Annotated in this window: 28 protein-coding genes; 13 read left to right on the top strand and 15 right to left on the bottom strand. The window is 59.0% G+C overall.

Annotated elements, in window-relative coordinates; translation table 11 throughout:
* Positions 1-164: 164 nt before the first annotated feature.
* A complete protein-coding gene (locus tag L6D74_RS10330; RefSeq protein ID WP_103385982.1) occupies positions 165-533 on the top strand; it encodes a DUF427 domain-containing protein in 369 nt (122 codons plus the stop codon).
* A 49-nt stretch (positions 534-582) separates the two neighbouring features.
* Here L6D74_RS10330 and L6D74_RS10325 read toward each other — a convergent pair whose 3' ends face one another.
* Together L6D74_RS10325 and L6D74_RS10320 are read right to left on the bottom strand one after the other, a co-directional pair.
* On the bottom strand, positions 583-2,205 hold the full coding sequence (locus tag L6D74_RS10325) for an MFS transporter (protein ID WP_064597454.1): 1,623 nt from the start codon (positions 2,203-2,205) through the stop codon (positions 583-585).
* Between the two features lie 81 nt (positions 2,206-2,286).
* Positions 2,287-3,936 (bottom strand): GMC family oxidoreductase, encoded by a 1,650-nt coding sequence (locus tag L6D74_RS10320; RefSeq protein ID WP_236189035.1) that lies wholly within the window; start codon positions 3,934-3,936, stop codon positions 2,287-2,289.
* Positions 3,937-4,069: 133 nt separating this feature from the next.
* Between L6D74_RS10320 and L6D74_RS10315 the strand changes: the two genes are divergently transcribed.
* Both L6D74_RS10315 and L6D74_RS10310 read left to right on the top strand, forming a co-directional pair.
* Entirely contained in the window at positions 4,070-4,957 is an 888-nt protein-coding gene (locus tag L6D74_RS10315) for a LysR family transcriptional regulator (RefSeq protein ID WP_064597450.1), read from the top strand.
* A gap of 98 nt (positions 4,958-5,055) precedes the next feature.
* The gene (locus L6D74_RS10310; RefSeq protein WP_236189034.1) at positions 5,056-6,318 is read left to right on the top strand and encodes an MFS transporter; all 1,263 of its coding nucleotides are present in this window, start codon (positions 5,056-5,058) and stop codon (positions 6,316-6,318) included.
* Positions 6,319-6,339: 21 nt separating this feature from the next.
* On the opposite strand, the gene L6D74_RS10305 is transcribed toward L6D74_RS10310, so the two are convergent.
* The 7 genes from L6D74_RS10305 to L6D74_RS10275 are packed head-to-tail and all read right to left on the bottom strand — an operon-like array spanning position 6,340 to position 12,652.
* Positions 6,340-7,707: an ATP-binding protein gene (locus L6D74_RS10305; RefSeq protein WP_064597446.1), complete on the bottom strand. Its 1,368-nt coding sequence runs from the start codon at positions 7,705-7,707 to the stop codon at positions 6,340-6,342.
* A complete protein-coding gene (locus L6D74_RS10300; RefSeq protein WP_064597443.1) occupies positions 7,704-8,366 on the bottom strand; it encodes a response regulator in 663 nt (220 codons plus the stop codon). The genes L6D74_RS10305 and L6D74_RS10300 overlap by 4 nt, the downstream gene beginning before the upstream one ends.
* An 11-nt stretch (positions 8,367-8,377) precedes the next feature.
* On the bottom strand, positions 8,378-9,022 hold the full coding sequence (locus L6D74_RS10295) for a tetratricopeptide repeat protein (RefSeq protein ID WP_236189033.1): 645 nt from the start codon (positions 9,020-9,022) through the stop codon (positions 8,378-8,380).
* Complete coding sequence (locus tag L6D74_RS10290; RefSeq protein ID WP_064597435.1) at positions 9,019-9,828, bottom strand: SDR family oxidoreductase; 810 nt, start codon at positions 9,826-9,828, stop codon at positions 9,019-9,021. The genes L6D74_RS10295 and L6D74_RS10290 overlap by 4 nt, the downstream gene beginning before the upstream one ends.
* The gene (locus tag L6D74_RS10285) at positions 9,815-10,489 is read right to left on the bottom strand and encodes an iron-containing redox enzyme family protein (RefSeq protein WP_236189030.1); all 675 of its coding nucleotides are present in this window, start codon (positions 10,487-10,489) and stop codon (positions 9,815-9,817) included. The genes L6D74_RS10290 and L6D74_RS10285 overlap by 14 nt, the downstream gene beginning before the upstream one ends.
* Positions 10,486-11,985, bottom strand: coding sequence for an AMP-binding protein (locus L6D74_RS10280; RefSeq protein WP_236189028.1), 1,500 nt, complete (start codon positions 11,983-11,985; stop codon positions 10,486-10,488). The genes L6D74_RS10285 and L6D74_RS10280 overlap by 4 nt, the downstream gene beginning before the upstream one ends.
* Positions 11,975-12,652 (bottom strand): thermostable hemolysin, encoded by a 678-nt coding sequence (locus tag L6D74_RS10275; RefSeq protein WP_236189026.1) that lies wholly within the window; start codon positions 12,650-12,652, stop codon positions 11,975-11,977. The genes L6D74_RS10280 and L6D74_RS10275 overlap by 11 nt, the downstream gene beginning before the upstream one ends.
* Before the next feature lie 205 nt (positions 12,653-12,857).
* Between L6D74_RS10275 and L6D74_RS10270 the strand changes: the two genes are divergently transcribed.
* The 5 genes from L6D74_RS10270 (at position 12,858) to L6D74_RS10250 (ending at position 16,056) form a co-directional block, all read left to right on the top strand.
* A complete protein-coding gene (locus tag L6D74_RS10270) occupies positions 12,858-13,406 on the top strand; it encodes a cytochrome b (RefSeq protein WP_085648370.1) in 549 nt (182 codons plus the stop codon).
* A 180-nt stretch (positions 13,407-13,586) separates the two neighbouring features.
* Positions 13,587-13,889 (top strand): ArsR/SmtB family transcription factor, encoded by a 303-nt coding sequence (locus tag L6D74_RS10265; protein WP_007950555.1) that lies wholly within the window; start codon positions 13,587-13,589, stop codon positions 13,887-13,889.
* 63 nt (positions 13,890-13,952) lie between these two features.
* On the top strand, positions 13,953-14,948 hold the full coding sequence (locus L6D74_RS10260; protein WP_236189025.1) for a zinc-dependent alcohol dehydrogenase family protein: 996 nt from the start codon (positions 13,953-13,955) through the stop codon (positions 14,946-14,948).
* Complete coding sequence (locus tag L6D74_RS10255; RefSeq protein ID WP_236189023.1) at positions 14,945-15,274, top strand: antibiotic biosynthesis monooxygenase family protein; 330 nt, start codon at positions 14,945-14,947, stop codon at positions 15,272-15,274. Before L6D74_RS10260 ends, L6D74_RS10255 begins: the two co-directional genes overlap by 4 nt.
* A 419-nt stretch (positions 15,275-15,693) precedes the next feature.
* Positions 15,694-16,056, top strand: a complete 363-nt coding sequence (locus tag L6D74_RS10250; protein WP_074688720.1) for a DUF6124 family protein — start codon at positions 15,694-15,696, stop codon at positions 16,054-16,056.
* Between the two features lie 68 nt (positions 16,057-16,124).
* Here the strand turns inward: L6D74_RS10250 and L6D74_RS10245 are convergent, their stop codons facing one another.
* The gene (locus tag L6D74_RS10245) at positions 16,125-16,481 is read right to left on the bottom strand and encodes a hypothetical protein (RefSeq protein ID WP_039767675.1); all 357 of its coding nucleotides are present in this window, start codon (positions 16,479-16,481) and stop codon (positions 16,125-16,127) included.
* A gap of 172 nt (positions 16,482-16,653) precedes the next feature.
* Here L6D74_RS10245 and L6D74_RS10240 point away from each other — a divergent pair, with 172 nt between their 5' ends.
* Positions 16,654-18,183, top strand: coding sequence for a phospholipase effector Tle1 domain-containing protein (locus tag L6D74_RS10240; protein ID WP_236189021.1), 1,530 nt, complete (start codon positions 16,654-16,656; stop codon positions 18,181-18,183).
* Entirely contained in the window at positions 18,183-18,839 is a 657-nt protein-coding gene (locus tag L6D74_RS10235; protein ID WP_236189019.1) for a DUF2931 family protein, read from the top strand. Before L6D74_RS10240 ends, L6D74_RS10235 begins: the two co-directional genes overlap by 1 nt.
* A gap of 509 nt (positions 18,840-19,348) precedes the next feature.
* Here the strand turns inward: L6D74_RS10235 and L6D74_RS10230 are convergent.
* The 3 genes from L6D74_RS10230 to L6D74_RS10220 form a co-directional block, all read right to left on the bottom strand.
* Positions 19,349-19,963 (bottom strand): LysE family translocator, encoded by a 615-nt coding sequence (locus L6D74_RS10230; protein WP_236189018.1) that lies wholly within the window; start codon positions 19,961-19,963, stop codon positions 19,349-19,351.
* 110 nt (positions 19,964-20,073) lie between these two features.
* Positions 20,074-21,177 carry a DNA alkylation repair protein gene (locus tag L6D74_RS10225; RefSeq protein ID WP_236189015.1) on the bottom strand — a complete coding sequence of 368 codons (1,104 nt, stop codon included), beginning with the start codon at positions 21,175-21,177 and terminating at the stop codon, positions 20,074-20,076.
* Positions 21,178-21,179: 2 nt separating this feature from the next.
* Complete coding sequence (locus tag L6D74_RS10220; protein WP_236189014.1) at positions 21,180-21,785, bottom strand: glutathione S-transferase; 606 nt, start codon at positions 21,783-21,785, stop codon at positions 21,180-21,182.
* A gap of 409 nt (positions 21,786-22,194) precedes the next feature.
* On the opposite strand from L6D74_RS10220, the gene L6D74_RS10215 reads away from it, so the two are divergent.
* The 3 genes from L6D74_RS10215 to L6D74_RS10205 all read left to right on the top strand — a co-directional run bounded on the left by L6D74_RS10215 (position 22,195) and on the right by L6D74_RS10205 (position 24,749).
* The gene (locus L6D74_RS10215) at positions 22,195-22,599 is read left to right on the top strand and encodes a TraR/DksA family transcriptional regulator (RefSeq protein ID WP_039767046.1); all 405 of its coding nucleotides are present in this window, start codon (positions 22,195-22,197) and stop codon (positions 22,597-22,599) included.
* 228 nt (positions 22,600-22,827) lie between these two features.
* Positions 22,828-24,432, top strand: coding sequence for a methyl-accepting chemotaxis protein (locus L6D74_RS10210; protein ID WP_236189010.1), 1,605 nt, complete (start codon positions 22,828-22,830; stop codon positions 24,430-24,432).
* A gap of 113 nt (positions 24,433-24,545) precedes the next feature.
* Positions 24,546-24,749, top strand: coding sequence for a hypothetical protein (locus L6D74_RS10205; protein ID WP_039767042.1), 204 nt, complete (start codon positions 24,546-24,548; stop codon positions 24,747-24,749).
* 6 nt (positions 24,750-24,755) lie between these two features.
* On the opposite strand, the gene L6D74_RS10200 is transcribed toward L6D74_RS10205, so the two are convergent.
* Together L6D74_RS10200 and L6D74_RS10195 are read right to left on the bottom strand one after the other, a co-directional pair.
* A complete protein-coding gene (locus L6D74_RS10200) occupies positions 24,756-24,992 on the bottom strand; it encodes a DUF2789 family protein (RefSeq protein ID WP_236189008.1) in 237 nt (78 codons plus the stop codon).
* A 39-nt stretch (positions 24,993-25,031) separates the two neighbouring features.
* Positions 25,032-25,295, bottom strand: coding sequence for a hypothetical protein (locus L6D74_RS10195; protein WP_064597411.1), 264 nt, complete (start codon positions 25,293-25,295; stop codon positions 25,032-25,034).
* Between the last annotated feature and the right edge of the window lie 358 nt (positions 25,296-25,653).

The following is a 25,653-nucleotide window of genomic DNA, read 5'->3' as shown; positions in this document are numbered from 1 at the left end:
GCGTCTTGGTCGTTTTGCGCGTGATATGAAAACAGAAACCACCGCCTTCGCAAGCGACGGTTGTTGCTGATCGGAGAAAAAACCGTTCGGCTGCGGATCCGACGAGATTCCCCCGCATGGGTTATACCTGAACCGGTGCCTTCGCCGCCCGTCAGGAGAAACCGATGAAAAGTTCCGGTCCCAGTCCCGTCATCACCGTCGCCGAGCAGCCTGGCTGCCTGCTGGTAAAATTCCACGGCATACAGGTCGCCGCCTCGGCCCGAGCCCTGGTGCTGCTCGAAGCCAATTACCCGCCGGTCTACTACATCCCGCGCGAGGATATCGACGAAAAATACTTCGCCCGCACCGACCACACCACCTACTGCCCGTACAAGGGCGATGCCAACTATTTCAGTCTGCAAGTGCCGGGGCACGAAGGGGCGAATGCGGTGTGGACGTACGAAAATCCGAAGATTTCGGTCAGCCAGATCAAGGATTACGTGGCGTTTTATCCCGATCAGGTGAAGTTTGAGTTGCTGGACGCGGAGGTCTGAGATCCAGCAGGGTGGCGAGGGCATTGCGCCCCCGCCACACGAATATCAATCAGTTCTTGTCCAGATCGATATTCTTCGTCTCACGCAGACAGATCATCCCCACCACCAGGCTCACTCCGGTAATCAGCACCGGGTACCACAGCCCGTAAAAAATATCCCCGGTGTACACCACCAGCGCAAACGACACGGTTGGCAGGAATCCGCCGAACCAGCCGTTGCCGATGTGATACGGCAGGGACATCGAGGTGTAGCGGATGCGGGTCGGGAACAGTTCGACCATCAGCGCGGCGAGCGGACCGTAGCACATGGCCGAGATGATGATCAGGCCGACGATCAGGGCCACGATCATCGGTTTGTTGATTTGCTGCATATCAGCCTGTTGCGGGTAGCCGGCCAGAGTGATGGCGCCGCGCAGGGCGGCTTCGTCGAAGCCGTCGAGTTTCACATCGCCGACGCTCACTTGCACCGTGCTGCCCGCCGGCGCGGCGACGCTGGAGTAGGGCAGGCCTTGCTTGACCAGGAAGGTCTTGACCTTGTCGCACGGGCTGTCGAATTTGGCCTTGCCCACCGGATCGAACTGGAAGGTGCAGGTCGCCGGGTCGGCCACCACGGTGATCGGTGCCTGTCGGCTGGCGTGGTCGATGGCCGGGTTGGCGTAGTGGGCCAGGGATTTGAAGATCGGGAAGTACAGCGCGGTGGCCAGCAGCAAGCCAAGCATCAGCACCGGTTTGCGCCCGACCTTGTCCGACAGCCAGCCGAAAATGATGAAGAACGGCGCGCCGATCACCACGCTGATGATCAGCAGACTGTTGGCCACCGCCGGGTCCATTTTCAGGAACTGGGTGAGGAAGAACAGCACGTAAAACTGCGCCGCGTAGAAGGTCACCGCTTGCCCGGCGTTGATGCTGAACAGGGCGATCAGCACGACTTTGAGGTTTTCCCATTTGCCGAAGGACTCGCGGATCGGCGCCTTGCTGGCCTTGCCTTCTTCTTTCATTTTCAGATAGGCCGGCGATTCGTGCAGACTCAGGCGAATCCAGGTGGAAATACCCAGCAGCACGATCGACAACAGGAACGGAATACGCCAGCCCCAGACTTCGAATTGATCGCCGGTGAAGTAGCGGCAACCGAGCACCACCAGCAGCGACAGCAGCAGACCAAGGGTCGCGGTGGATTGAATCCAGCTGGTGTGGAACCCGCGCTTGCCGATCGGCGCGTGTTCGGCCACGTAAGTCGCGGCGCCGCCGTACTCGCCGCCGAGGGCCAGGCCCTGAAGCATGCGCAGTATCACCAGAATGATCGGTGCGGCGATGCCGATGCTGGCGTAGGTCGGCAGCAGGCCCACGGCGAACGTCGCCACGCCCATCAGGATGATGGTTGCGAGGAAGGTGTATTTGCGCCCGATCATGTCCCCCAACCGACCAAACACCAGCGCCCCGAACGGCCGCACGATGAAGCCTGCGGCAAATGCCATCAGCGCAAAGATGAATGCGGTGGTGTCGTTGACCCCGGCGAAAAATTGCTTGCTGATGACCGCCGCCAGGGCGCCGTAGAGGAAGAAGTCATACCACTCGAACACCGTCCCCAGGGACGAGGCGAAGATGACCTTTCGGGTATCGGGGCTGGCGTCCGCGCTGCGCACGGCATCCAGAGACTGAACGTGTTCTGACATATCGGTATCCCTCACAGTGATTGTTTTTGTTGTTTCCACTGTCGGCACCGGCCTTGTGGGCGGGCGCCGCTGTTCCTTTGGTCAAGAGAGTGCGGTCAGTGCTTTTTCTTCGGCGGGAAAACTCCGGGCGGTTGGGTTGAGAATCAGCTGTGCCGCTTTTTCAGCAATCATCAGCGTAGGCGAACAGGTGTTGCCCGAGGTAATGCGCGGCATGATCGACGCATCGGCAATCCGCAGCCCCGGTACGCCGTGCACGCGCAACTGCGCATCGACCACGGCGTCCGCGTCGTTGCCCATGCGGCAAGTGCCGACCGGGTGGAAAATCGTCGTGCCGATCTTCGCCGCCGCTTCGTGCAGTTGTTCTTCGGTTTGCAGACTGGCGCCGGGCAGGTATTCCACCGGATTGAAAGCTTGCAGGGCGGGGGCGCTGACGATGCGCCGGGTCAGGCGAATCGCATCGGCGGCCACGCGCAGGTCTTCGGGATGGCTGAGGTAATTGGGTTGAATCAGCGGCGCGGTTTGTGGATCGGCGGAACGGATCTCGACCCGACCCCGGCTCTGCGGCCGTAAATCACACACCGACGCGGTGAATGCGGGGAAGCTGTGCAGCGGTTCGCCAAAGCGCTCCAGCGACAGCGGCTGCACGTGATATTCGAGGTTGGCCGAGGTCTGCTCAGGCCCGGAACGGGCAAACGCACCCAGCTGACTCGGGGCCATCGACAACGGCCCGCTGCGGTCGTACAGGTAACGCAGGCCCATGCCCATCTTGCCCCACACGCTGCCGGCGATCTGATTGAGGGTGCGGGCGTTCTCCAGTTGGTAGATAAGCCGCAGTTGCAGGTGATCCTGCAGGTTGCCGCCGACGCCCGGCAATTCATGCACCACGCCGATGCCGAGCTTTTCCAGCAGCGGGCGCGGCCCGATTCCGGAGCGTTGCAGAATGCTCGGCGAGCCCACGGAGCCGGCGCACAACACGATCTCCTTGCGCGCCTTGAAGTTCTTTTGTTGACCCTGCCAACGGGCGCTGACTTTCGAAGCGCGACCGTCTTCGAACAACACGCGATCCACTTCGACTTCAGTCAGCACGGTGAGATTGGCCCGATCGCGAATCGGCTTCAGAAACGCCTTCGCCGCATTCCAGCGCACCCCGGCCTTCTGATTGACCTGAAAGTAGCCGCAACCCTCGTTGTCGCCCTGGTTGAAGTCGTCGATGCTGGCGATGCCGCTCTGTTCGGCAGCGCTGCGGAAGGCATCGAGAATCGGCCACGACAGGCGCTGGCGTTCGACTCGCCACTCACCCTTGTCGCCATGAAAGTCCGCCGCACCAGCAAAATGGTTTTCGCTCTGTTTGAACAGCGGTAGCACATCGTTCCAGGCCCAGCCCGGATTGCCTTCGGCGGCCCAGCCGTCATAGTCGTTGGCCTGGCCACGCATGTAGATCATGCCGTTGATCGACGAGCAGCCGCCCAGCACCTTGCCGCGCGGATAACTCAGCGCACGGCCATTGAGGCTCGGTTGCTCTTCGGTCTTGAAGCACCAGTCGGTGCGCGGGTTGCCGATGCAGAACAGGTAACCCACGGGAATGTGAATCCACGGATAGTTGTCGCGCCCGCCAGCCTCCAGCAACAGCACGCGCTGCTGTGGATCGGCCGACAGCCGATTGGCCAGCAAACACCCGGCCGGCCCGGCACCGACCACGATGTAATCGAACTCATCGAGGGACGTCTGCATTCCCTGACCTCGCTTATTGTTTTTGTTGTCAGTCATCCTAGTTGTTAGCTTTCGTCAAAAGAATGTTAGTTTTTGCGCAGCCGCTGTGCGTTTTCAAACAGTGCTCCCTGACGATAGCCGACAAGGACAAGCCATGTTCGACTGGAACGACCTGCGGTTCTTTCTCGAGTTGCAGCGCAGCGGCCGCCTGCTCACCGCCGCCCGCCGACTGAACACCACGCACGCCACCGTCGCCCGACATATCGAAGCCATCGAAAAAAGCCTTGGCACCGCGTTGTTCGTCCAGCACGCCCAGGGGTACGAAATGACTCCGGCGGGGGAGGCGCTGCTCAAGCATGCCGAAGCCATGGAAAATGTCGCGCTGCTGGCTCAGGAAGAAATCACCCAGTCCACGGCGCCGCTGGGCAAGATTCGCGTCGGTGTGACAGAAGGGCTGGGCATCATGTTTCTCGCCAGCCGCATGATCGGGTTGTTCGAACGCTATCCGGGGCTGGAAGTGGAACTGGTGGCGGTGCCGCGCTTCGTCAGCATCCTCAATCGCGAGGCGGAAATCAGCATTCACCTGGAGCGGCCGGCGGCGGACATGCTGGTCACCCGCAAACTCACCGATTACCGACTCGCGCTCTATGCCAGCCGCGCCTATCTCGATAATTCACCGCCGCTGCGCAGTCGCGAAGATCTCGGACGGCACGCGTGGATCGGCTACGTCGATGATCTGCTGTTCAGTCAGGAGCTGATGTTTCTCAACAGCTTCTGCCGCAACCCACGGGTGGTGTTTCACAGCACCAGCGTGATCGCCCAGCAGCAGGCGGCGCGCTCGGGGTTGGGGATTGCGGTACTTCCTTGCTACATGGCCGCGTCGGATCCGGATCTGGTAGCGCTGTTGCCGGATGAGAGCATCGAGCGCAGTTACTGGATCAGCACGCGGCGCGAGTTGCACAAGTCGGTACGGTTGCGGGTGGTCTGGGATTACGTCGTGGGCTTGTGCGAAGGCGAGCGCGAGTTGTTGATGGGCCAGTAAAGACAGCGGTTTCATGCAACTAAAACGCCCGGCAAAAGGTCATTCGATTTGCGGAGGTTGAGTCATCACGCAGAACCTCGACAACGAAGACGTTTCCCGTGGCCACTCACCTCGATCGCCGCAATAACCTGTCCCTCGACAGCCTGAATTTCTTCCTCGCCGACGTGCGTGACGGGCTCGGTCCTTATCTGGCGATTTACCTGCTGGCGGTTCACCACTGGGAGCCGGCGAGTATTGGTCTGGTCATGACCCTTGCCGGGATCGCCGCGCTCATCACCCAGACCCCGGCAGGTGCGCTGGTCGACAGCACGCGCTTCAAACGGGCGCTGATCGCGATTGCCGCGCTGGTGGTCACCGGGAGTTGTCTGCTGCTGCCGTTTGTGACGTCGTTCAGCCTGGTGGCGGTGACGCAAGCCATCAGTGCCGTCGCCGCTTCGATTTTCGCGCCGGCCATTTGCGCGATCACCCTCGGGATTACCGGGCCTCGTGCCTTCACGCGAAGAACCGGGCGCAACGAAACCTTCAACCACGCCGGCAACGCCTGCGCCGCGTTGTTGGCCGGTTTGTCCGCGTACCTGTTTGGTCCGGTTGCGGTGTTTTATTTGATGGCGGTCATGGCGCTGGCCAGTGTGATTGCTGTCTCGTTCGTATCGGCCGACGCCATTGACCACGATCTCGCCCGAGGTCTTTCCCCCAGCGAAGCGGGGCAGGGCAAGCAGCCTTCGGGCTTTTCCGTGTTGCTCACCAACCGCCCGCTGCTGATGTTTGCGATTTGCTGCGCGCTGTTTCATCTGGCGAACGCGGCGATGTTGCCGCTGGTGAGCCAGAAGCTGGCGCAGGCCAATCTGCAGATGGCCACACCGCTCACGTCTGCCTGCATCGTCGCGGCACAACTGGTGATGGTGCCGGTCGCGCTGCTGGTGGGGGCGAAGGCCGATCTGTGGGGACGCAAGCCGTTGCTGTTGGCGGGGTTTCTAATTTTGCCGTTGCGCGGTGTGCTGTATGTGCTGTCGAACGATCCGTGGTGGCTGGTTTCGGTGCAGTTGCTCGATGGCATCGGCGCGGGGATTTTCGGCGCGCTGTTTCCGGTGGTGGTGAAAGACCTGACGCTGGGGACCGGCCACTTCAACGTCAGTCTGGGGGCGATTTCGACAGTGTTCGGACTGGGCGCGGCATTGAGCAACAGTCTGGCGGGCATCGTGGTTCAAGAGGCCGGTTACAGCGCCGGGTTTCTGACCTTGGCGGCCGTGGCGCTGGTAGCGCTGGTGCTGCTTTGGGTGGCGGTGCCCGAGACAGTATCGGGTTCCAATGCCGACTCAATTGCACTGCAAAGCAAGGCGTCGCGGATGGTTACGCCTTGACTCAACGGTCCCAAGACCTGTTCAACCGGCGGGAATCGACAGCGTCGCCCGCAGGCCTCCCTCGACCCGGTTTTGCAGTGTGATCCGCCCACCCAGACGGGTGGCGATGGTATTGACGATGGTCAGCCCCAGGCCCGCGCCCTCGGGGTTGCCCCGGCTGTAGAACCGCTCGAACAATCGCGCCCGGTCCGTTTCATCGATACCCGGGCCCTGATCTTCAACGTCCAAATGGTAAAAACCGTCGACGCGGGTCAATTGCACGCTGATCACGCCTTGCTCCGGGGAGAAGTTGGCGGCGTTGGTGATGAGGTTGTTCAAGGCAATGTCGATGGTGGCAGCATCGGCGAACGCTGGAAAAGGTTGGTCGCTGACGTCAAAGGCCAGTTCCAGATGTTTGCTCAGCAACCATGGCGTGAGTTGCACCAGACTGTTGCGCACGGTGTCGCCAAGGTCGATGCGTTGGTTGGCAGGCGCACTGGCCTTGGGTTCGAGGCGGGCCATGGTCAGTAGCTGATTGACCAGTCGGCTGGTGCGATCCACCCCGGCGATCAGAAATTCGAGTGACTCGCGACGTTCCTGCTCGGTGCCAGCCTCCAGCAGGTTTTGCGCATGTACCCGCAGTACCGCCAGCGGCGTGCGCATTTCGTGGGCGGCGTCGGCGATGAACCGGCGTTCCCGACCGAGCACTTCCTGGATCTGCGCAAGCATGCGGTTGAGTGCGGCTTGCATCGGTTCCAGTTCGCTGGGCAGCGGCGTCAGTTGCAGCGGTTCGAGAGCGCCACTGTGGCGGGCGCGCAGGGTCGCCGCCATATTGGCCAGCGGCTTGAGCCCCCAGCCGATGGCCAGCCAGATCATCGCCGCAAGGACCAGACTGCCGATTACGTTCGGCCACAGGGTATGGCGGACGATCCGGTCAACCAGATCCGCTCGCACGTCGCCACGTTCACCCACCCAGATGCGCAAACCGTTCTGTTTGTCTTCCAGGACAAACGCCCGCCAGTGGCGCTTGTTCAGATCCTCCACGTCGCTGAAGCCTGGCTGGATCGGCGGCGTGCTGAAGGAGGGTGCACTGGCGGTGTGTACCAACACCTCGCCTTGGGGATTCCACACCTGAAAGGCGAGTTTTCGTTCGTAGGGGTGGCCATCGCCCCGAGGCACGGCTTCAGCCAGTGCCGAGTTGAAGGCCTGATACAGGTTCGTGTGTTCCGGCGCTGACAACGGCATGCGCATCACGCCTTGCAGCAGACGCGCGTTCTGCGCCAGTTGCGCGTCGTAGACCTCGGCGATTTCGTGGTTGCTGTCGTGCAGGTTGAACAGGCTGAGCACAGTCAGACCAGCGAGCATCAGGCCGATGATCAGGGTCAGGGTGCGGCGCCGGATCGAGGTCATCGGCGCTCCTCCACCAGATAACCCACGCCGCGAATGGTGCGGATCAGGTCGGTGGAGAATTTCTTGCGCAGGTGATGAATGTGCACTTCCAGGGTGTTGCTTTCGGCTTCTTCGTTCCAGCCGTAAAGCAGTTGTGTGAGGTGGTCGCGGGTCATGACCCGACCCGGCGGCGAGAGCAGTTCGTGCAGCAACTGATATTCCTTGGGCGTGAGCACCACCGGCTGCCCCAGATAGCTGACTTGCTGGGTGCCGGGGTTGAGACTGATGCCGGCGTGCTCGATCAGCATCTGCGCGCGTCCGGCACTGCGTCGCAGCAGGGCGCGCAGGCGGGCTTTGAGCTCGGCCAGGTCAAAGGGCTTGATCAGGTAATCGTCGGCGCCGGCGTCCAGCCCCGCAATGCGGTCTTCGGTGGCATCGCGGGCGGTGAGGATCAGCACCGGCAGGTTAGAACCAGTGCTACGCAGACGGCGTAGTACTTCCAGGCCGTCCATGCGTGGCAGGCCGAGATCGAGCACCGCCAGATCAAAGGTTTCGCTGAGCAGGGCGTGCAGGGCGCTGCTGCCGTCCTTGAGCCAGTCGACGGTGTAGCCCTCGCGCCCCAGTGCCTGATGAATGCCCTCGCCGAGGGCCACGTCATCCTCGATCAGTAATAAGCGCACACGGACTCCTGTCAGTCGAGTTTCTTGTTTACGTCCACCAGCAACGCGGCGATCTCTTTGCGGCGCCCGGCATCGGCACTTTCCCGGCCCGGGCGCGGAGCGGCTTGCAGGGCCTTGAGCAGCGCTGCTCTGGCTTCAGCGTAGCGTTTTTGACGGTAAAGGTGATCGCCCCAAAAGTACAAACTGTCGATGCCATCAGGGTTGAGTTGCAGGGCCTGCTTGAGCAGTTGCTCAGCCTTGTCGCTGTCGCCGAAACCGATCGGCCAGCCGGGCACCCGATCGTACAGCGCGGCGAGGCTGGTGTAGGCGGAACCTTGCAGCGCCTTGGGGTCCAGGGTCAGGGATTTTTCCAGATCGGCTTTGGCATCCTTGGCTTTACCCAGAGCACCCAGTCCGCCCTCGGCACCGGCCCAACTGCTGGTGACGATGCCTTTCCAGATCCAGGCCTCGGCGACGGCCGGCCGTTCGGTGGCGAAGTGCGTTGCCTGGACGGCCAACTGTTCAAATGCAGCGGCGCGCTGTTTTTCCGGTGTTTCGTACTGGATGTGTGCCCAGCTCTGCTGGATGCTGTTGAGGCGTTGTTGATCGGCAGCTTCCAGCGCCCAGACACTTTGACTGAGGGCGCCCAGCAGCACACAGGCGAGAAGTTTTTTCATGGTTTCGGCGTCTCGTTCTCGGTTTTTTCACTCAGGCGACGGATCAATGGCAATTGCTTGCGCAGACCGCGATCCACCAGATTGGGCAGCAGGCTGTTGAGGCGTACGAAGAAGCGCTCCGGCCAGCCCAGATAGAGGTCGCGGCGATCACCGGCAATCGCATGAATCACCGCAGCGGCGACGGCCTGCGGATCGTCGACGCTGGCTTTGAGTGCATCGTTCAATGCCTGGGCGGCGGGGCTGTTCATGCTGGTGCGTGTGGCGCGGGGCGCCACGTACAACACACCGACCCGGGTATCCGCCAACTCTCGGCGCAAGGCCTCGGAAAATCCGCGCAAGGCAAACTTGGTTGCGCAATAACTGGCATAACCGGGATAGCCGATCGACCCGTAGGTCGAGCCAACGTTGACCACCATGGCACTGTCGGCCTGTTTGAGCAGCGGCAGCAACAGTTTGGTCAGGCAGATCGGCGCACCGATGTTCACCGCCAGCATGGCGTTGATGTCGCTGTCGTCGAGCTGTTCCAGCATTGCGAAATGATTGACCCCGGCGGCGTTGATCAGCAGGTTGATGCCGCCGATGGCCTCGGCGGCGGCCAGCACCTTGCGCCGGTCGCTGAGGAATGTCAGGTCGGCAGCGACCCAGCACAGGTTCTGTGGGTAAAGGTCGAGCAACGGGCGCAACGATTCCTGATGTCGCGCGACCGCCAGGACCTGCGCACCGGCAGCGCACAGGGCACGCGTGATCGCTATCCCGATGCCGCCGCTGGCACCGGTCAACACCACACGGGCTTCATGCAGCTGCATGTTGAGCCTCCGCGTCGCGGGGCAGGCCTCGGAACATGTCGGCGTAGAGACGATAGACGACTTTCGAGGCATGAATCACCGCCGCCTGGTCGGCCGGATCTTCCAGCTGATTCATCAGCCGGCGATAGGTTTGCATGTGCTCGATGTCCAGCGAGCCGTGGGAGCTGAGGTAGCTGAACGCCGTTTCCGGCAGGGCCAGACGTTCGCGGATGCTGCCTGCCGCGTGTGTGGCCAAAGCGATGCTGGTGCCTTCAAGCACATTCACCATGCCGAACAGTCCCACCGGGTTGCCCCGGGCGATCAGGTCGTAAAGGAAACTGACCATCAGCTCGATCGGCAACGAAGGCTGACCGTCCCGGACCGCGTCACGATCACCGCCACAAGCGGCGATGTCGTCGAGTACCCATTGCTCATGACCGTATTCGTCCTCGATGTATTCGCACACGGCTATGCGCAGCCATTCCAGATGCGTCGGCAGGCGCGCACCACAAGCCATCATCAGTGGTACGGTGTGGCGCACGTGGTAGTAGGCCTGGGCGAGAAACGCGCGATAGCTTTCAAGGCTGACCTTGCCTTGCAGCGCATCGAGGATGATCGGCAAATTGAACAGCTCGTGGCGTTCCTGGTGCGTGGCTTCTTGCAAGGTGTCAAAAAAGCTCATGGTGCGGATTCCTCGGAAAAGGCGGATTCGGTAAGCACGGCGCGGTACTGCGTGACGATTGCCTCGCGGCGGGGGCGACCGTTGGCGGTGAGCAGGCCGTTGGCGGTGAGCAGGCCGTTGGTGGCCGTGAAAGGTTGTTCGAGGCGTGTCCAGTGATGCACCTGGGCGTAATCGGGCAAGGCCTCGTTGGCAGCGGCGACGGCGGCTTCCAGTTGTGCATCGGTGCAATCAGGGCGATGTGGCCAGAGCAGGGCGTGGTTGTGCGGCAAGGCCTCGCCATATACAAAGGCCTGGGCGATGTGCTGGCGCTGAGTCAGTTCGGACTCGACCCATTCCGGGTTGACGTTGCGTCCGAAACTGGTAACGAACTGATGCTTCTTGCGGCCCTTGAGGTAGAGAAAACCTTCCGGGTCGAACTCGCCCAGATCGCCGCTGGGCCACCATTCATCGCTGTACATCGGCTCGCCAAGGTAACCGAGCAAGGTCGAGCCCTTGATCAACACCTCTCCGTCTTCGGCAAGGCGCACGTCGACATGGGGCAGGGGCCGCCCGACACTGCCCGGACGACGTTCGCCGGGTCGGTTGAGGCAGACCACCGAGGCGCACTCTGACAGGCCGTAACCTTCGTAGACCGGCAGGCCGATTCGTTGCGCGCGGTGCAGCAGATCCTCGGAAATCCGTGCGCCACCAACGGCGGCAAAACGCAGCGATTGCGGATCGAAGGCTTTCTGTTCGGCAGCGCTGACCAACAGCAAAAGCAATTGCGGCACCAGGATCAGACTCTCGGGCGCCCGGTGGGCCAGGCAGCCCAGCAAGCGCGGCAGGTCGACGCCGCTGGCGCCCTGGATGCCCAGGGTTTTCTGGCTCGGCACGCTCAGCGTTGCGCCGGCGTACAGGGCCGCGTAACAGCCAAGGTTTTCCAGCAGGATTGCCAGCGGCAGCAACGCCACGTGATGTTGAGGGGCTGTGGGTTTGCTGGCCTCTTCCAGCTCCCGAGCGACCCGCAGCAGACTGTCGGCGCTCAGGCACACGCCTTTCGGTGTGCCGGTTGTGCCGGAGGTAAACGTCAGTTTGGCGGTACCGGCGGGCAGGCGGTTCGGGCCTTCAAAGGCGCGGCACCAGAATTCACCGCGTTGTTCATAACCGGCAGCGAGCAATTCTGGCTCCAGCTCCGGTTCGGCGATCACTCGTTCGGCCTGGCTTTGTTCCAAACAATGGGCACGTTGTGCCGGACTGAAGAACGGCGGCAGGGTCACGCACGTCAAGCCTTCAAACAACGCCGCCAGATCCCAGAGTATGGCTTCGACGCCGTTGTCCAGCGCCAGGGCGATGACCGTCACCTGCTCATCGCGCAGGCGCTGCTGGCGGTACATCACCTCGGCGTACAGCGTCGTGTAACTGATTTTCAGCGTGTCGCCCCACAATGCCAAAGCGTTGTCATTGCGCCCTGCATGGCTGCGCAGGGTTTCCTGGAATCGTTGCCGTTCAAGCGACATGGCAGGCTCCTTCGATAGACGTCGGCAATCCCAGCCGGCTGAACAGACCGATGTTGCGCAGATGGATGAAACCGGCGCGGATGTTGCCGACATGCACCCAGGGTTTGCTTTCGTAGTAACTGCCCCAGTGGTGACGGTCATCGCCCAGGCGTTCCGGGTCGGCGGCGCACAGCGTCACGGGTTTCAGACCCAGGCGATGGAAGCTGTTGACCAGCCCGATATTGCCGGTAAACGTCACCCACTCCAGACCGCCCATGGCCAGCAGGTAAGTGATGGCAATGATGCTCAGGCGCGCGCTGCCGGTGTCGTTGGCGGCAAGGTTGCCGACTTCGACAATCGCGCTGCGCTCCACCGGATGGTCTGCCGCCGCGCTGATCAACGGCTCGACCGGTTCATCCAGGTAACGTTCGAGAAAAAGTGGTTCAAGGTGCGCACGACGTACTCCGGCAACCGCGCAAAGGTCGCCGGAGTCGTTGTGCACACCAAACAGTTCGGGCATGAAATGGCGGATATCGGCGCCGTGGGCCTTGCGAAAACGTTGTTCAATAAACGCTTCGAACGCCGCTCGTTGAGCGTCGCCGGGTGGGGCGCTCGACAGTTGCATCTGCGGTGTTTCGCCTTGGCCGAAACGCAGGGGCAGGGAGATGTTCCAGTCAGAATCGGGCATGGGCTGAACGCCTCCCTCAATAGGTTTGAGTGGAGTATCCGGACCATTTCTTAACGAAGTCTGAAGGTGAAAAAAGGTTAACGAACGATGGATCTTCAGATTGTCTTAAGACTGTCACGGCAGGGTGACGCCGTCGGTCCACCCGGCAACCGGATCGAGACAGCCGAACGAATCGGCCTTCGCTTACAACAATCACGAGGCAACTATGACCCGCGACCTGGCCGCACCCCGTTATGGAAAACTGTCGATCACCTTGCACTGGCTGATGCTGGCGCTGTTCGTGGGCGTGTATGCCTGCGTTGAAATAAAAGGCTTCATGCCCCGAGGCAGCGAAGCGCGAGGCCTGTTAATGGGCCTGCACGGAATGTTCGGCGCGAGCATTTTTGTTCTGGTTTGGGTGCGCCTGTTTGGCCGCCTGACGCCACGTCCGCCGATTATCCCCAAACCGCCTGCCTGGCAGACGGCAATCGCGCACCTGATGCACCTGGCCCTGTATGGGCTGATGATTGTCACGCCAGTGCTGGCCTGGCTGATGCTCGCGGCCGGCGACAAACCTTTTCCGTATTTCGGCTTTCATGTGCCGGCGCCGGTGGCGGTCAATTCGGATCTGGCCAAGCAGATCAAGTACTGGCATGAACTGCTGGGCAGTACGGGCTATTGGCTGATCGGCCTGCACGCGGCGGCGGGGCTGTTTCATCACTATTGGGTGCGGGACAACACGCTGCTGCGCATGCTGCCGTTGCGTCAGCGTTGAGTTCGTTATCAAAAAGCCAAAGGCAGTCTGCCGGGCAGGTTGCCGAACGCACGATCAGCATCCAGTCTGTTGCCTGTCAACAGGAAGTGAGGACATCTTCACGATGATCCGGCCAGCGGTTCGTTTTCCGCTGGTCAAACAGCGTATTGACATATCGAATAATCTCGATATTCTCGCGGCATGGACCTGATCGAAGTATTCAAAGCACTCTCAAACCCGGTACGGCTTGAAATCCTGAAAGGCTTGAAAGACCCCGTAAAGAACTTTCCCCCGCAGGACGAGGGCGACGTTCACACGGTGGGCGTGTGTGTGAGCAGTATTCAAGAGGGCATCGGACTCTCGCAGTCAACGGTGTCCGGTTATCTTGCAACGCTGCAGCGTGTGGGCCTGGTTGAAGTCAGGCGCATCGGTCAGTGGACCTACTACAAGCGCAATGAAGCCAACATCAGCGCTTTGGCCGAGGTCATAGGGAAAGAGCTGTAAAAAATTTTACCGCATGATATCGAGATATCTCGATATCCCTTATTGTCGATGCGAGGATTCACCATGAAAGCGATGCTGCTTGAATCATTTGGCAACCCGGAATCGTTCACGCTCTGCGACGTGCCCAAACCCGTGCCGGAAGCGGGACAAGTGCTGGTCCGGGTACACGCGACCTCGATCAACCCATTGGATTATCAAGTCCGACGCGGCGACTATCAGGATCTGGTGCAACTGCCGGCCATCACCGGACATGACGTCTCCGGCGTAGTCGAAGCGGTTGGCCCCGGCGTGACGGCTTTCGCGCCCGGCGATGAAGTCTGGTACACGCCGCAAATCTTCGACGGCCCCGGCAGTTATGCCGAATACCACGTGGCGTCGGCCAGCATCATTGGCAAAAAGCCGCGCTCGCTGAGCCATCTCGAAGCGGCCAGCCTGAGCCTGGTCGGCGGGACGGCGTGGGAAGCGCTGATCGTGCGGGCGGCGCTCAGAGTGGGGGAGAGCATCTTGATCCATGGCGGCGCAGGCGGCGTCGGACACGTCGCCATCCAGCTCGCCAAAGCGATGGGCGCCAAAGTGTTCACCACCGCACGCGAAGCAAACGCCGAGTTCGTCCGCCGCATGGGCGCCGATGTGATCATCGACTACGAAAAAGACGACTACGTCGAAGCCATCCTGCGAGAAACCAATGGCCTCGGAGTAGACGTGGTATTCGACACTATCGGCGGCGACACCCTCGCGCGCAGCCCCGACGCCCTCGCACAACTTGGCCGCGTGGTCTCGATCGTCGACATCGCCAAACCACAAAACCTCGTTCAGGCCTGGGGCAAGAACGCGAGCTATCACTTCGTGTTCACCCGCCAGAACCGCGGCAAGCTTGATGAATTGAGTGCCCTGGTGGAGCGCGGTCAACTGCGGCCCCACGTTGGCGCGGTGTATTCACTTGCAGAGATTCCGCTGGCCCATGCGCGGCTGGAAAGTCCCAATAATGGTCTTCAAGGAAAAATTGCGATTGCGGTCGAGCCGTCACTTCGTTCGGGTTCTGTGGGGGATGCGTCATGATTTACGAAATCGCTTTGCTGCCTGTTCACGCAGAACGTGTTGATGAGTTCCGACGTGGATTTGCAGAGGTTGCGCCTTTACTCCGCCGTGCGAATGGGTATGGCGGGCACATGCTTGCGCAGGGAATTGAATCGCCGGAGCGGTTCAACTTGATCGTGCGGTGGGAGTCGCTTGAGGCTCACACGCAGTTTGAAGCAGGGGAAGACCACAGGGTCTTTATGCTGGGATTGGAGGGGTATTTTTCGGAGGAGCCGCAGGTTTATCACATTGAAGGGGCGGCTTTTACTGCTGGCGAAGGTGATGGGGCTCTTTGGTCCGGAAACTGAAAACATGATTTTGTGACGAGCGAGCCGGACTGGGTGACAGTCCGGCTTTTGTCCGGAGTTAAACGCGGTGCGCATTGGTTGTTTAAATCAGTCCTGCAGTCACGCCCGGATGCCCACAGCGCCTTGCGCCGTCCCCTACACCTAAGACAGAATCCGCCGGCTTGTGCGTCTGGACCTCCGACCGTAACTTGATTCCCGTCACTGCCCATCAGTGATCGGGTCTGCAAGCCCGCCGGAAAAACCAGTCGCACAGCCTGCCAAAAGGACGCTTGTTTGCATCCGCTCAATGGCGGCTTTGTGCGGGAGACCCTCGGGTCTGCCGGGTGCCTGGTTTCCCGGTCTTGCAGACCCGCACATGGCTGCCACCCATCATCTGCAAGTGATGCTGGTAGCTCCTATTGAAAATCAGGAGTTTCACCATGATCAAACCAACACCGAATCCCCCGGAAACCGATCCGGTTTCACCCTACAAATTCCCCGACTCCCGAACCCTGAACGAGGCAGCCGAACGCGCGCTCGACCATTACCTGACTCCGCAGCAACGGGTTATGGGGAGTCATCACAAACATGATCCGATGTATCTGGCCAATCCGGCGTACGACACTGAATCCCTGCTCGCCAATGCCAGCGAATCTCTCGGTTCGGCCAGCGAAATGCTGAACAACTTTGCGGCCACGCTGGAGCCCGCTCACCGTAAGACCGCGATAGGGATTGCGCAGATTGTGATGCTTGGGGAATTGGCGGTGAATCAGGCGTTGGATAACGTCGAACTGAAGACCTAAGGCAGTACTTCAGTAAAAAGGGAGCAGATTCATTACCTGAATCTGCTCCCTTTTTTGTTTGTTTGAGCTCAGCCGTTGGCGTTTGCTCTCTTTTCCGCCGTCACGATGCAAGCCTTGTAGAAATTGGAATGGAAATCGCTGATCGCTTTCTGTTGCAAACTCTCGCTTGAGTATTGAGGAATCTCGTACGCCTCGCGAATCAACGACTTGAACACCTCACCCACATACTCGTTCTGCTTACCTGCCGCTTCGGCCAGTTCCAACACCGAAGCCATGGGCACGCCTTGCTGCCTGGTCTTCATGACCTGTTTGGCCGAGTTTTCTATTCGTTGGCACTCTTCGAGCTCTTCCTGCGGCACAGGAGAGGCAAGAGCGGAAAAACTGATGGCGAAGGTAACTGCTGCTGCCAGACATTGTTTGTGCACGAGGTGTCGTCCCTGGTTTTGAGGCTGAACCTTATCATTCGTGGCTCGGCGCCACCATTGCAGGCAGGGAGAAAGAGCGCCAGGTGCTGGCACGCGGCCACGCCTTGCGTCCCCCGATTTCCGCTGTCACCCTTCGGCCCGTTCTTCAAGGATCAGAAGAAGGAATCAAGGATTGAGTGGCTACATTCCCAACCCGCCTAAAAACTATCGCAACAAAGGAACCGACCCCGTCGACATTCATGCCCAGCGTTGGGCTGAATATGAGAAATACGGGAAGGAACCGGCATCGGCACGTGAAAAAATTGGCATTGCCCTGCGGATCGGAGTGTTCTTCGATGGGACGGGGAATAATGCCAATAACGCTGCGGCCGGGCTTCTGTGTGGTGCTCATCATCCGATTGCGGCTCAAGATATTGATGCGAGTTGCAAGCCGTATATGAGTGATCCGGACAGTAGTTATGGCAACGATGTCAGCAATATCAAAAAGCTGAGTGAGCTGTATGACGCGGTTCCAGTAGCGCAAGCGGGACGAGCCTCCCGCGTTGTCTACGTCGAGGGCATCGGCACGCGATCTGGCGAAAAAGACAGCACACTCGGGGCTGGTGCCGGGCGCGGAGAAACAGGCGTCGCAGGGCGAGTCGAGTCCGCGTTTCCCAAGATCCAACAAGCGATCAATCGAGTCCTGGAAGATAACCCGGACAGTGAAATCACCTCACTGACGTTCGATACGTTTGGTTTCAGTCGTGGCGCCGCAGCCGCACGGCATTTCGCCAACGAAATTGTTCGCACCAGTCGCGGCCCTCTTGGTCATGTACTGCGAAATCTACCGAGAGCATTCGGTCCTAGATTCAATGACCAGTATAAAAGCGACATCAATATGGGGTTTATCGGCTTATTCGATACAGTGCCCTCGATTGCTGGTTGGTCGAATTTGGGAAACATCAAAAGTCCAATTGCGACGGGTATCAAGCTTTACCTTGATCGTCGTTTTTTCAGTGATGTCGCTCAGTTGGTTGCTCGTGATGAATGCAGAGCCAACTTCGCACTCAGTCGCGTCAAACCTGATCATCTGGAGATTATTCTGCCTGGAGTGCATTCCGACATCGGCGGAGGGTATCTGGAGGAAGCGCAGGAGTGTGTTCTTGTTAGCCCAATGCAAACACTGATCGTGCCATTGAACACCGACGTCGTGACTACCTCGATCTACAGCGATGCGGTTAATGTTAGAAACCAGTGGTTATCCAAGGGATGGCCTGCAGACATGCTTGAGATTGTGACTCCAGAAGCGCTTCTGGTGCCGAATAGTCCGCAAGATCGGCTGAGTCCAAGCGCTAAACGTGTTTACGCAGCTGTACAGCTCAAGCGTCCGGTGAGTGGCATGCTTTCCAGGGTTTACCTGAGAGTGATGCATCATCTGGCAAAAGAGAAAGGCGCTCGATTCAACGATATTCCTGACACTCCGGATTTGACCGTCCCCGCAGAACTTCAAGCTTTGTGTGATCGGTTCGTTGCGGGTGACTACAGCACCACGCCTGAAGAGGAGCAGTTGCTGAAACTCAAGTACATTCATATGTCCGCAAACTGGAACCATCCACTCGGCCGCAGAGATGGCAGCGGACTAAATGCGGTATACATCAACGCCCCTACCGCCGATGCCATCCGCGTGCTACACCCACACGTACCTGATTGGACGCTTTGGTAATGAGAGTTTTTGTAACCCTGTTTTGTGCTTTGTTCATGACTGGCTGTCAGTCTGCGGACCCGCTGTCTGCCAAAAGCGACCCTAAGTCCGAGTCGTGGGAGCTCGCATTTACTGAGCCTTACTATATGAAAGTGTGGGTGGAGGACAGTGCCGTCGAAGATATAAACGGCAAGCTGTTCAAACGTACGGGAGGAGGTACGGCCGCTGGTGGGGAGCCTGAAGACGGTAAAGAATCTGCACGTGGATGGCACGCTGTAGGCGCTGCTGCAAAGCCAGTGATTGGTGCAGATCTCCCCAAACGCATTTATGTGCGTTGGCAATCGATTGTCGAACCTCAGACCTATAGCGTTTGGTTGGATGTGCCCGAAGAGGCCAGACAATTAATGAGAACGTCGGTCGATCAGCGTTGTCCGGAAACTCCGAAGGAGCAAGCGAGTTATTCCGCTTCTATCTACCTGGGACTGGCTCCCGGCGGGGTTGTACAAGTCTGGGTCAGGGACTCGTGCCACCATCCAGTGAGAGTGGCCAGGGCCAAAGCCGAAATCGAACCGCTTGGTCCGAGCCAGGGTAAGAACCAAGGGCGTTACGCTTATCCGATCAGTGAAAAATCCAAGCGTTATATCGACAAATTCGGCATTCCTTATGGCAGTTGGTAACTCTTGGAAAATAGGGGGCGAGTCGGAAAAGATAGGGCGGCTCTTTTGATAAATCGATGAGTCCCCATTTTTGCATTTCTTTGAAACGATCCTTCTATGGTGATCGAATACTGGATGCCACTTTGAAGATAATAAAAACTACTCGCTTTGATGACGTCGACCACGACCTCGGGTATGAGTATCGTGGTTATAACTACGAAATACAGAGCGAAGAGGATACGTTTCTGATCAGAATTTACGATGACGAACCCGGAGAGGCAACGGTGGTACGTCCGGCTTCGATGTCTAAAAACAAGAACCTCAGAAAGCTTGTCGAACTCTTACAGTCCGAGCTGGGAGTGTCCAGGGTCTCGCTTTACAAGGGGGGTATGGGGTGTTACGCCGAGATCAATCTTGATAGTTTGACATTCCTTCCAGCCTGAAGCCTGCCGCGAGAAAGTGCCACGCGTGTTTACAGGATCTGGGCCAAAAGCAGTCCGAAAGTAAATCTATCCGCATTCCTCCCTGACTTATTGAACAAGCTGCCGGATCCCCAGAGACAAAATCAAACCACCGCATAATTGATCAATAGCTTTTTTCCTCCTTCGATACGCTGACGCGATGTCAGGTTGCGAAAGAGCGATTGCGACCATTCCATACCAAGTCATTGAAACCACCACTACGACTGCCAGCATCGACAAAAACGTGCTTGTTGACACGTGGGCGGGGGCTGCCGCTGAGAAAATAGCGGCGTAGAAGGCCATGGATTTAGGGTTGCCGATGTTCGTGATGACTCCTTGAATGAATGACTGCCGAAAGTTTCCGACGGCAGCATCATTACTGTGGAAATGCGTCTTCCCGGCATTTAGCAGCAGGCGCAGTCCAAACCACATCAGATAGGCTGCCCCCAGAACTTTTACGAATAGCGCCGCCCAAGGGAATGCAGCAAATACAACGCCGATACCCGCGATTGCACAGGTGGCCCAGAGTAAGTTGACCAATACAATGCCTGCCACCAAGGCCAAAGCTTCTGACCGCGACGCAGCGACCGCTTTGTGGACTACCGCAACGAAATTGGGTCCTGGAATAACGACACCGGCCAGGTAAACCAAAAAGACTGTCAAAACAGCGGGGCCATCGATCATCTGCATTCCTTTGCGAGCTCAGTGGTTGGAGAGGTCATCATTCGTTTCAAGACTCAACATACCTGCTACTTTCGGTTGTCATCCGATGAGCAGACCATTTTTGACGCTTATTAAGTGATGATGTCAACGGCAGTACTCCCCAGCCGCTCCCCATTAACCACCACATGTACCGCATGCACCCCCGCATAGTGCTTGCGCGTAGTGAAATCCTTGATCACCTGTCGCCGCGCCACAACCTCACTCCCAAACCCCGCCAACACCAACGTCTTCAATTTGAAAACCTTGGCCGAAGTCCCGCCATTCGCCTTCACATAGTCAATCGCATAATCAATCACCAACCGCTGTTCAACTGGCACCAACGATCGAACGGTAAACGACAAAGTAATCATCTCCCCAAGCCGCACAACCGCCGGTTCCACCTTCACATCCAGCAACTCAACCTCAGCCTTCGCCCCAGCGCCTATAACCGTGAGCGCCCGAGAATTCCCCTGTTTGATCAAACTTCGTAGCGCATGTTTGGCAATCCACGCCGTGTGTTTGTTCTCCAGCGACCACCCCTCAACCGTATCCAGCACCCATTCCGGATGCTCTTTCGTCACGTCATTCAAATGATTCGCCACGGACTTGCGCACATACAAACTCTCATCCGCCTTCAACCGGTCGAGAATCCCGGCAGCCAACAGCGGATCCGCCTGCACCGGTTCCAGCCGAAACGACCACGGCAGGCGAGGGCGGCTGCCTTCGCTGGCGAGTCTTCGGACGTGGTGGTTTTCATCTCGGGTCCAGTCGTGCATCAGTTCCAGCGAGCGTTCCAGGTCGTTGCGCAGGAAGTGGCGGATGGCGAATTCGGAGGAGCCGAAGGTGGTGAAGTACTTCAGGGCTTCCATCGAAGTGTCGAACGCGTGCGCGCCGTAGCACGCGACGTAGTGCGGCAGGCACATGCTGACGAAGCCGCTGTTCAGTCGCGGGGCAAGTTCGCGTAGTACGGCGAGGGAATCTTCGTAATCCAGCGGTAGCACGTGGTGCAGGCTTTCGCTGACGCGGGCCATGCGTTGCATGACGGAGAGGTCGGCGAGGCCGTCGTTGGCATGCTTGAGAAATGCCTTGGCCTTGAATGCCGGGTACACGGCGCTCATTTCTGTGGCGATGTGTTGCAGGCGTTCGGCGTTGAAGATTTCTTTGAGGGCCGGAGCGGCGGTTTCGGTGGCGCTCATGGTCAGGTCATCGGGGTGTTGATGAACGCCTGGGTGCTTTCGGCGTACGCGGTGTATTGGGCTATGCGCGGGAAACGTTGAGCGTCGATCTGGTCGGGGACGACGAGGCCGGTGAAGCTCCAGGCGACGGCGAGAGTGATGCCGTCCTGCTGGAGAGGGCCGTCGGTGGGCAGTGGGTGTTTTTCGAGTTCGTGCTCGAGGACGGTGAAGGCGGCGGCGAGTTGGCCTTCGACGCGTTCGACCCACGGTTGGTATTGAATGTCGGCCGGGCGCAGGTTGCGTTCGTAGTAAAGCTGCACGGCTTTTTCGCAGGCGGCGAGGCCGAGGCCGATCAGACGCAGGGCTTTGGCGCGTTGCGGCAGGTCGGCGGGCAGCAGGGTTTTCCCGGACAGGGCTTCGAGGTAGTCGAGGATCAGGGTCGAGTCGATCAGCACTTCGCCGTCATCGAGCACCAGGGTCGGCGCCTTGACCACCGGGTTGATCTGCTGGAAACGTTCGAAGTGGCGGAACACCGAGACCGGGTCGTGTTCCAGTTCGACCCCCAGGCATTTGGCAGAGATCGCCACGCGGCGCACGTAAGGGGAGTCCAGCATGCCGATCAGTTTCATGACGCGTTCCTTCTAGTCGAACCGGGGAGGGCATAACGTAGCCGAGGTTGGGGGGATTTGTCAGTTTTTGGGAAGGGCTGGTGTCGCGGTTAACGACTGTAACGAATTGCGACAAAGCGCCGCTCGTCTGACGTTTGTCTTCTATATACAGCCGCTCGACTGAATTTCTTGCTATAAACGCACTCCGATGAGCGCTGTGAAGCCTGTGTCAGAGCAGTTTCCGGGCCTTGTCGGACAAATTCCCGGTATTTACAGTTGCTGAGGCCTCAAACGGGCCTTAGACTGCCGCCCCTTCGTAAATTGAGTGCCGGGTGGCGTTTGCAATAAACGATGCCTTTCCGATGACCGCAGGCGGTTCGCCGGAACGCTCCCTAATTCGCCTTAATGCACGTTTTTTATAGAGATATCAATGACAAAGGACAAGTTGCTGGCCATGCCGGCAGATGACTACATGAATGCCGAGCAACACGCTTTCTTTCAAGAGCTGTTGCAGAACATGAAAGTCGAAACCCATGAGCGCATTGAGCAGAACCGTATTGCCATCGAAAGCCTGGACACCCCGGCTGACCCGGCGGACGCCGCATCGGTGGAAGAAGAGCGCACCTGGCTGGTAAACGCGATCGATCGCGACCAGCGCATGCTGCCGCAACTCGAGCAAGCCCTTGAGCGTATCAAGGAAGACAGCTTTGGCTGGTGCGACGACAGCGGCGAGCCGATCGGCCTGAAACGCCTGCTGATCAGCCCGACCACCAAGTACTGCATCGAAGCTCAAGAGCGTCACGAGCAGATCGACAAGCACCAGCGTCAGGCCTGATTCCTGAGGCGACCCCTTCAATGCGGGTCGTCGCGAAAAGATCGCAGCCTTTTGCAGTTTCTCCGGGAACTGCAAAAGGCTGCGATCTTTGCGTTTTCTCGTCTGCCGGAAAGTCTCCCCGCCATTCCATTGACCTGCCACAGACCCACGACTAACGGACCATGGATAATGGCGTTGTAGTGGCGTTTAATGCAGTCACAACAATGAGAACAAGCGTGGGGTAACAAAATGACGAGAGATGGATCTCTGGTTGCGGCTCTGCCTGCACCAGTTGTTTTGCCGAAGAATCGCTGGTTGACGCCGACCCTGCAAAGCATCGCCCTGATGCTGTTGCTGGCCGGGATGAGCCTGGGCGAATGGCCCTTGTACATCGGCATGCCGCTGGCGGTGCTGATCGTCTGGCTGCCGCGCCTGCGTTCCCGGGCGGTTCCCGATGCGCAACCGGTCGACAGCAGCAACGCGATGTCCGAGCTGACTCGCGACCTTTCCTACACCACCAGTCATAACGCGCTATCAGCTGCTGGCGTGGCGTTTTCCGTCAAGGAGCTGGCCGGCAAGCTTCAATCGCAACTCGACGCCGCCGCGCAGATCGTCAACAACGCTGAAGTGATGATCGCCACTGAGCAAGCCACTTCGCAGCTCAGCCGTGAAGCCTTGGGCGCTGCCAGCGAAGCCCATCACAGCAGCGCGGCGGGGCGCACCGAGCTGGTGGATTCCATTTCGCGCATGCATCAGCTCAGCCAGCGCGCCAATGCCAGCCGCGAACTGATCGAAGCCTTGAGCCAGCGCAGCGATGACATTCAGCGCGTGACGCTGGTGATTCAATCCATCGCCAGTCAGACCAACCTTCTTGCATTGAATGCCGCCATCGAAGCAGCCCGGGCCGGCGAGCACGGTCGTGGTTTTGCGGTGGTGGCGGATGAAGTGCGCGGTCTGGCGGCGCGTACCGCGACAGCCACCGGTGAAGTGGGCGAGATGGTCGCCGACATCCAGCAACGCACGGCGCAGGTGGTGGAGCAGATTCGCCAGCTCTCCGACGATTTGCACACGGGCGTCGAGCAGGTCGAACACACCGGTCAGCACCTGGAAAACATTGCGCGACTGGCGGCCGGGGTGGAAACCCAGGTTGGCGAAATCGCCCGAGGCGCGGAAACCAATCGTGAACAGCTCGACAGCCTGTTCACCGCCATCGAACAGATGCGCAGCGATCTGGCGATCAGCGACCAGCAGACCCGGCGCCTGGCCGAAGCCGCAGTGCAGATGGAAGGGCAGGCAGAAACCATCAGCGAACGTCTGGCCGAAGTCGGGCTGGATGACTATCACCAACGCATCTACGACCTCGCCCGCGAAGGGGCCAGCCAGATTGCCGCGCGGTTCGAGGCCGATGTCGAGCAAGGTCGCATCAGTCTTGAGGACCTGTTCGACCGTCAGTATCAGCCGATTCCCGACACCCAGCCCGCCAAGTTCCAGACTCGTTTTGATCGCTACACCGATCAGGTGCTGCCGGCCATCCAGGAACCGTTACTGCCGCGTCACGAAGGTCTGGTGTTCGCCATCGCCTGCACGCAGCAGGGTTATGTGCCGACCCACAATCAGGCATTCAGCCAACCGCTGACCGGTAATGTGCAGGTCGATACCGTCAACAATCGCACCAAACGCAAATTTGCCGACCGCACCGGAATCCGTTGCGGCAGCCACCAGCAACCGGTGCTGTTGCAGACTTACACCCGCGATACCGGCGAGCTGATGCACGACCTGTCGGTGCCGATCATAGTCAAGGGCCGACATTGGGGCGGGTTGCGTCTGGGCTATAAACCGGAGAAGCCGCGCTGAGCCATTGTTGCCGGAACTGCAATTAAGCTGTGCAGCGGCGTTGCTGTTTCCTCTTGATCCAAATCATTAACATGCCCACATAGTTAGGTTGCTAATGAAGTTGGGAGGTCAACATGCAATGCAGAGTCGATGTCGCGGTGATGATCGGCAGCGGTGTACCCGCCGGTCTGCGCGCGATGGGGCAAAGTGTCTGCTGGGTGGTGCTGCTCAATGGCGAACGCCGGGGCACTGCGTTTGCAAGTCGTAACGAGGCGGAAGAGTGCAGGGCCGCATGGCTTGCGCAATTGAGCGCTGAAACCGGTGACAGCCTGCACTGATCAAGATTACTTGCCCCGGTGCAGGCGCACATTCAGCTCATCGACCATGATGGCTTCCTCGCCATCGGCCCGCAGCCACTCCTTGAGCATTTGCGCCTGTTGTGGGCTCCAGAAGTCGGCTTCGATCAGCTTGGTATCGGCATCCAGCGGATGGGCTTCGATGAAGTCGTCGATCGCCGTTTCCTCCGAAGGCAGCCCTAATTGGTCGAACAGGGTTGTCAGATTGTACGCAGGCAGTTCCATGGTTTACTCCTTGAAGGATGGTGGGGTCGATCGCTCTCTTTATCTGAGGTGCTCGCTGGCCAGGAGTTCGATCCGCGATTCCAGTGAACGGGCGAGGGCGCAAGCGGCGTTGTGATTCTCACGGAAACCTCTGACAAGCCCCGTCGACTTTTCCCTGATATGGAAAAAGCCGTTGCCCGCCGGGATTACCTGAAACAACGGTGCCTGACCGCAACACTCGATTGCAGGAACAGTCTCGAAGGCTGGAGTGTTCAAGGCAAAGGCGGGTTCGTGAGTCACGGCAAAATGCGTCATAGTGCACATATGAAGTCCTTTTCATGGATTGACCCGCATTTACAGGGTGTTGCGGGTAGTCGCGAACAGCATCGCTGCTCTAGAATCGCCAACACCTGTTGTCGGCATGGCGCTATCTAAAGCAATTTTTTGCGTGCGATATGTCGGAAAAATGCTTTTGTTGGTGAGTTTTTTCCCTAAAGTTCGTAGTCAGTTTTTTTCCTGGCCGGCCGTGATGCGTTTTCCGTCAACATTTGGAGAACGTCTTTGCAGGTTTCGAGAGTGGCATTCCAGTAGTCTTGTGCAACTCGCGTTGAATGAGCACTTCGCTCGCTCAGGCGTATATTCGAGTCATCGCGCAACACCTTCGGCCCGGCCGACTTTTTCT

The organism is Pseudomonas pharyngis (assembly GCF_021602345.1).
Lineage (GTDB): Bacteria > Pseudomonadota > Gammaproteobacteria > Pseudomonadales > Pseudomonadaceae > Aquipseudomonas > Aquipseudomonas pharyngis.
Note: the sequence above shows the minus strand (reverse complement) of the source record. Positions and strands in the feature narration are given on the sequence as shown.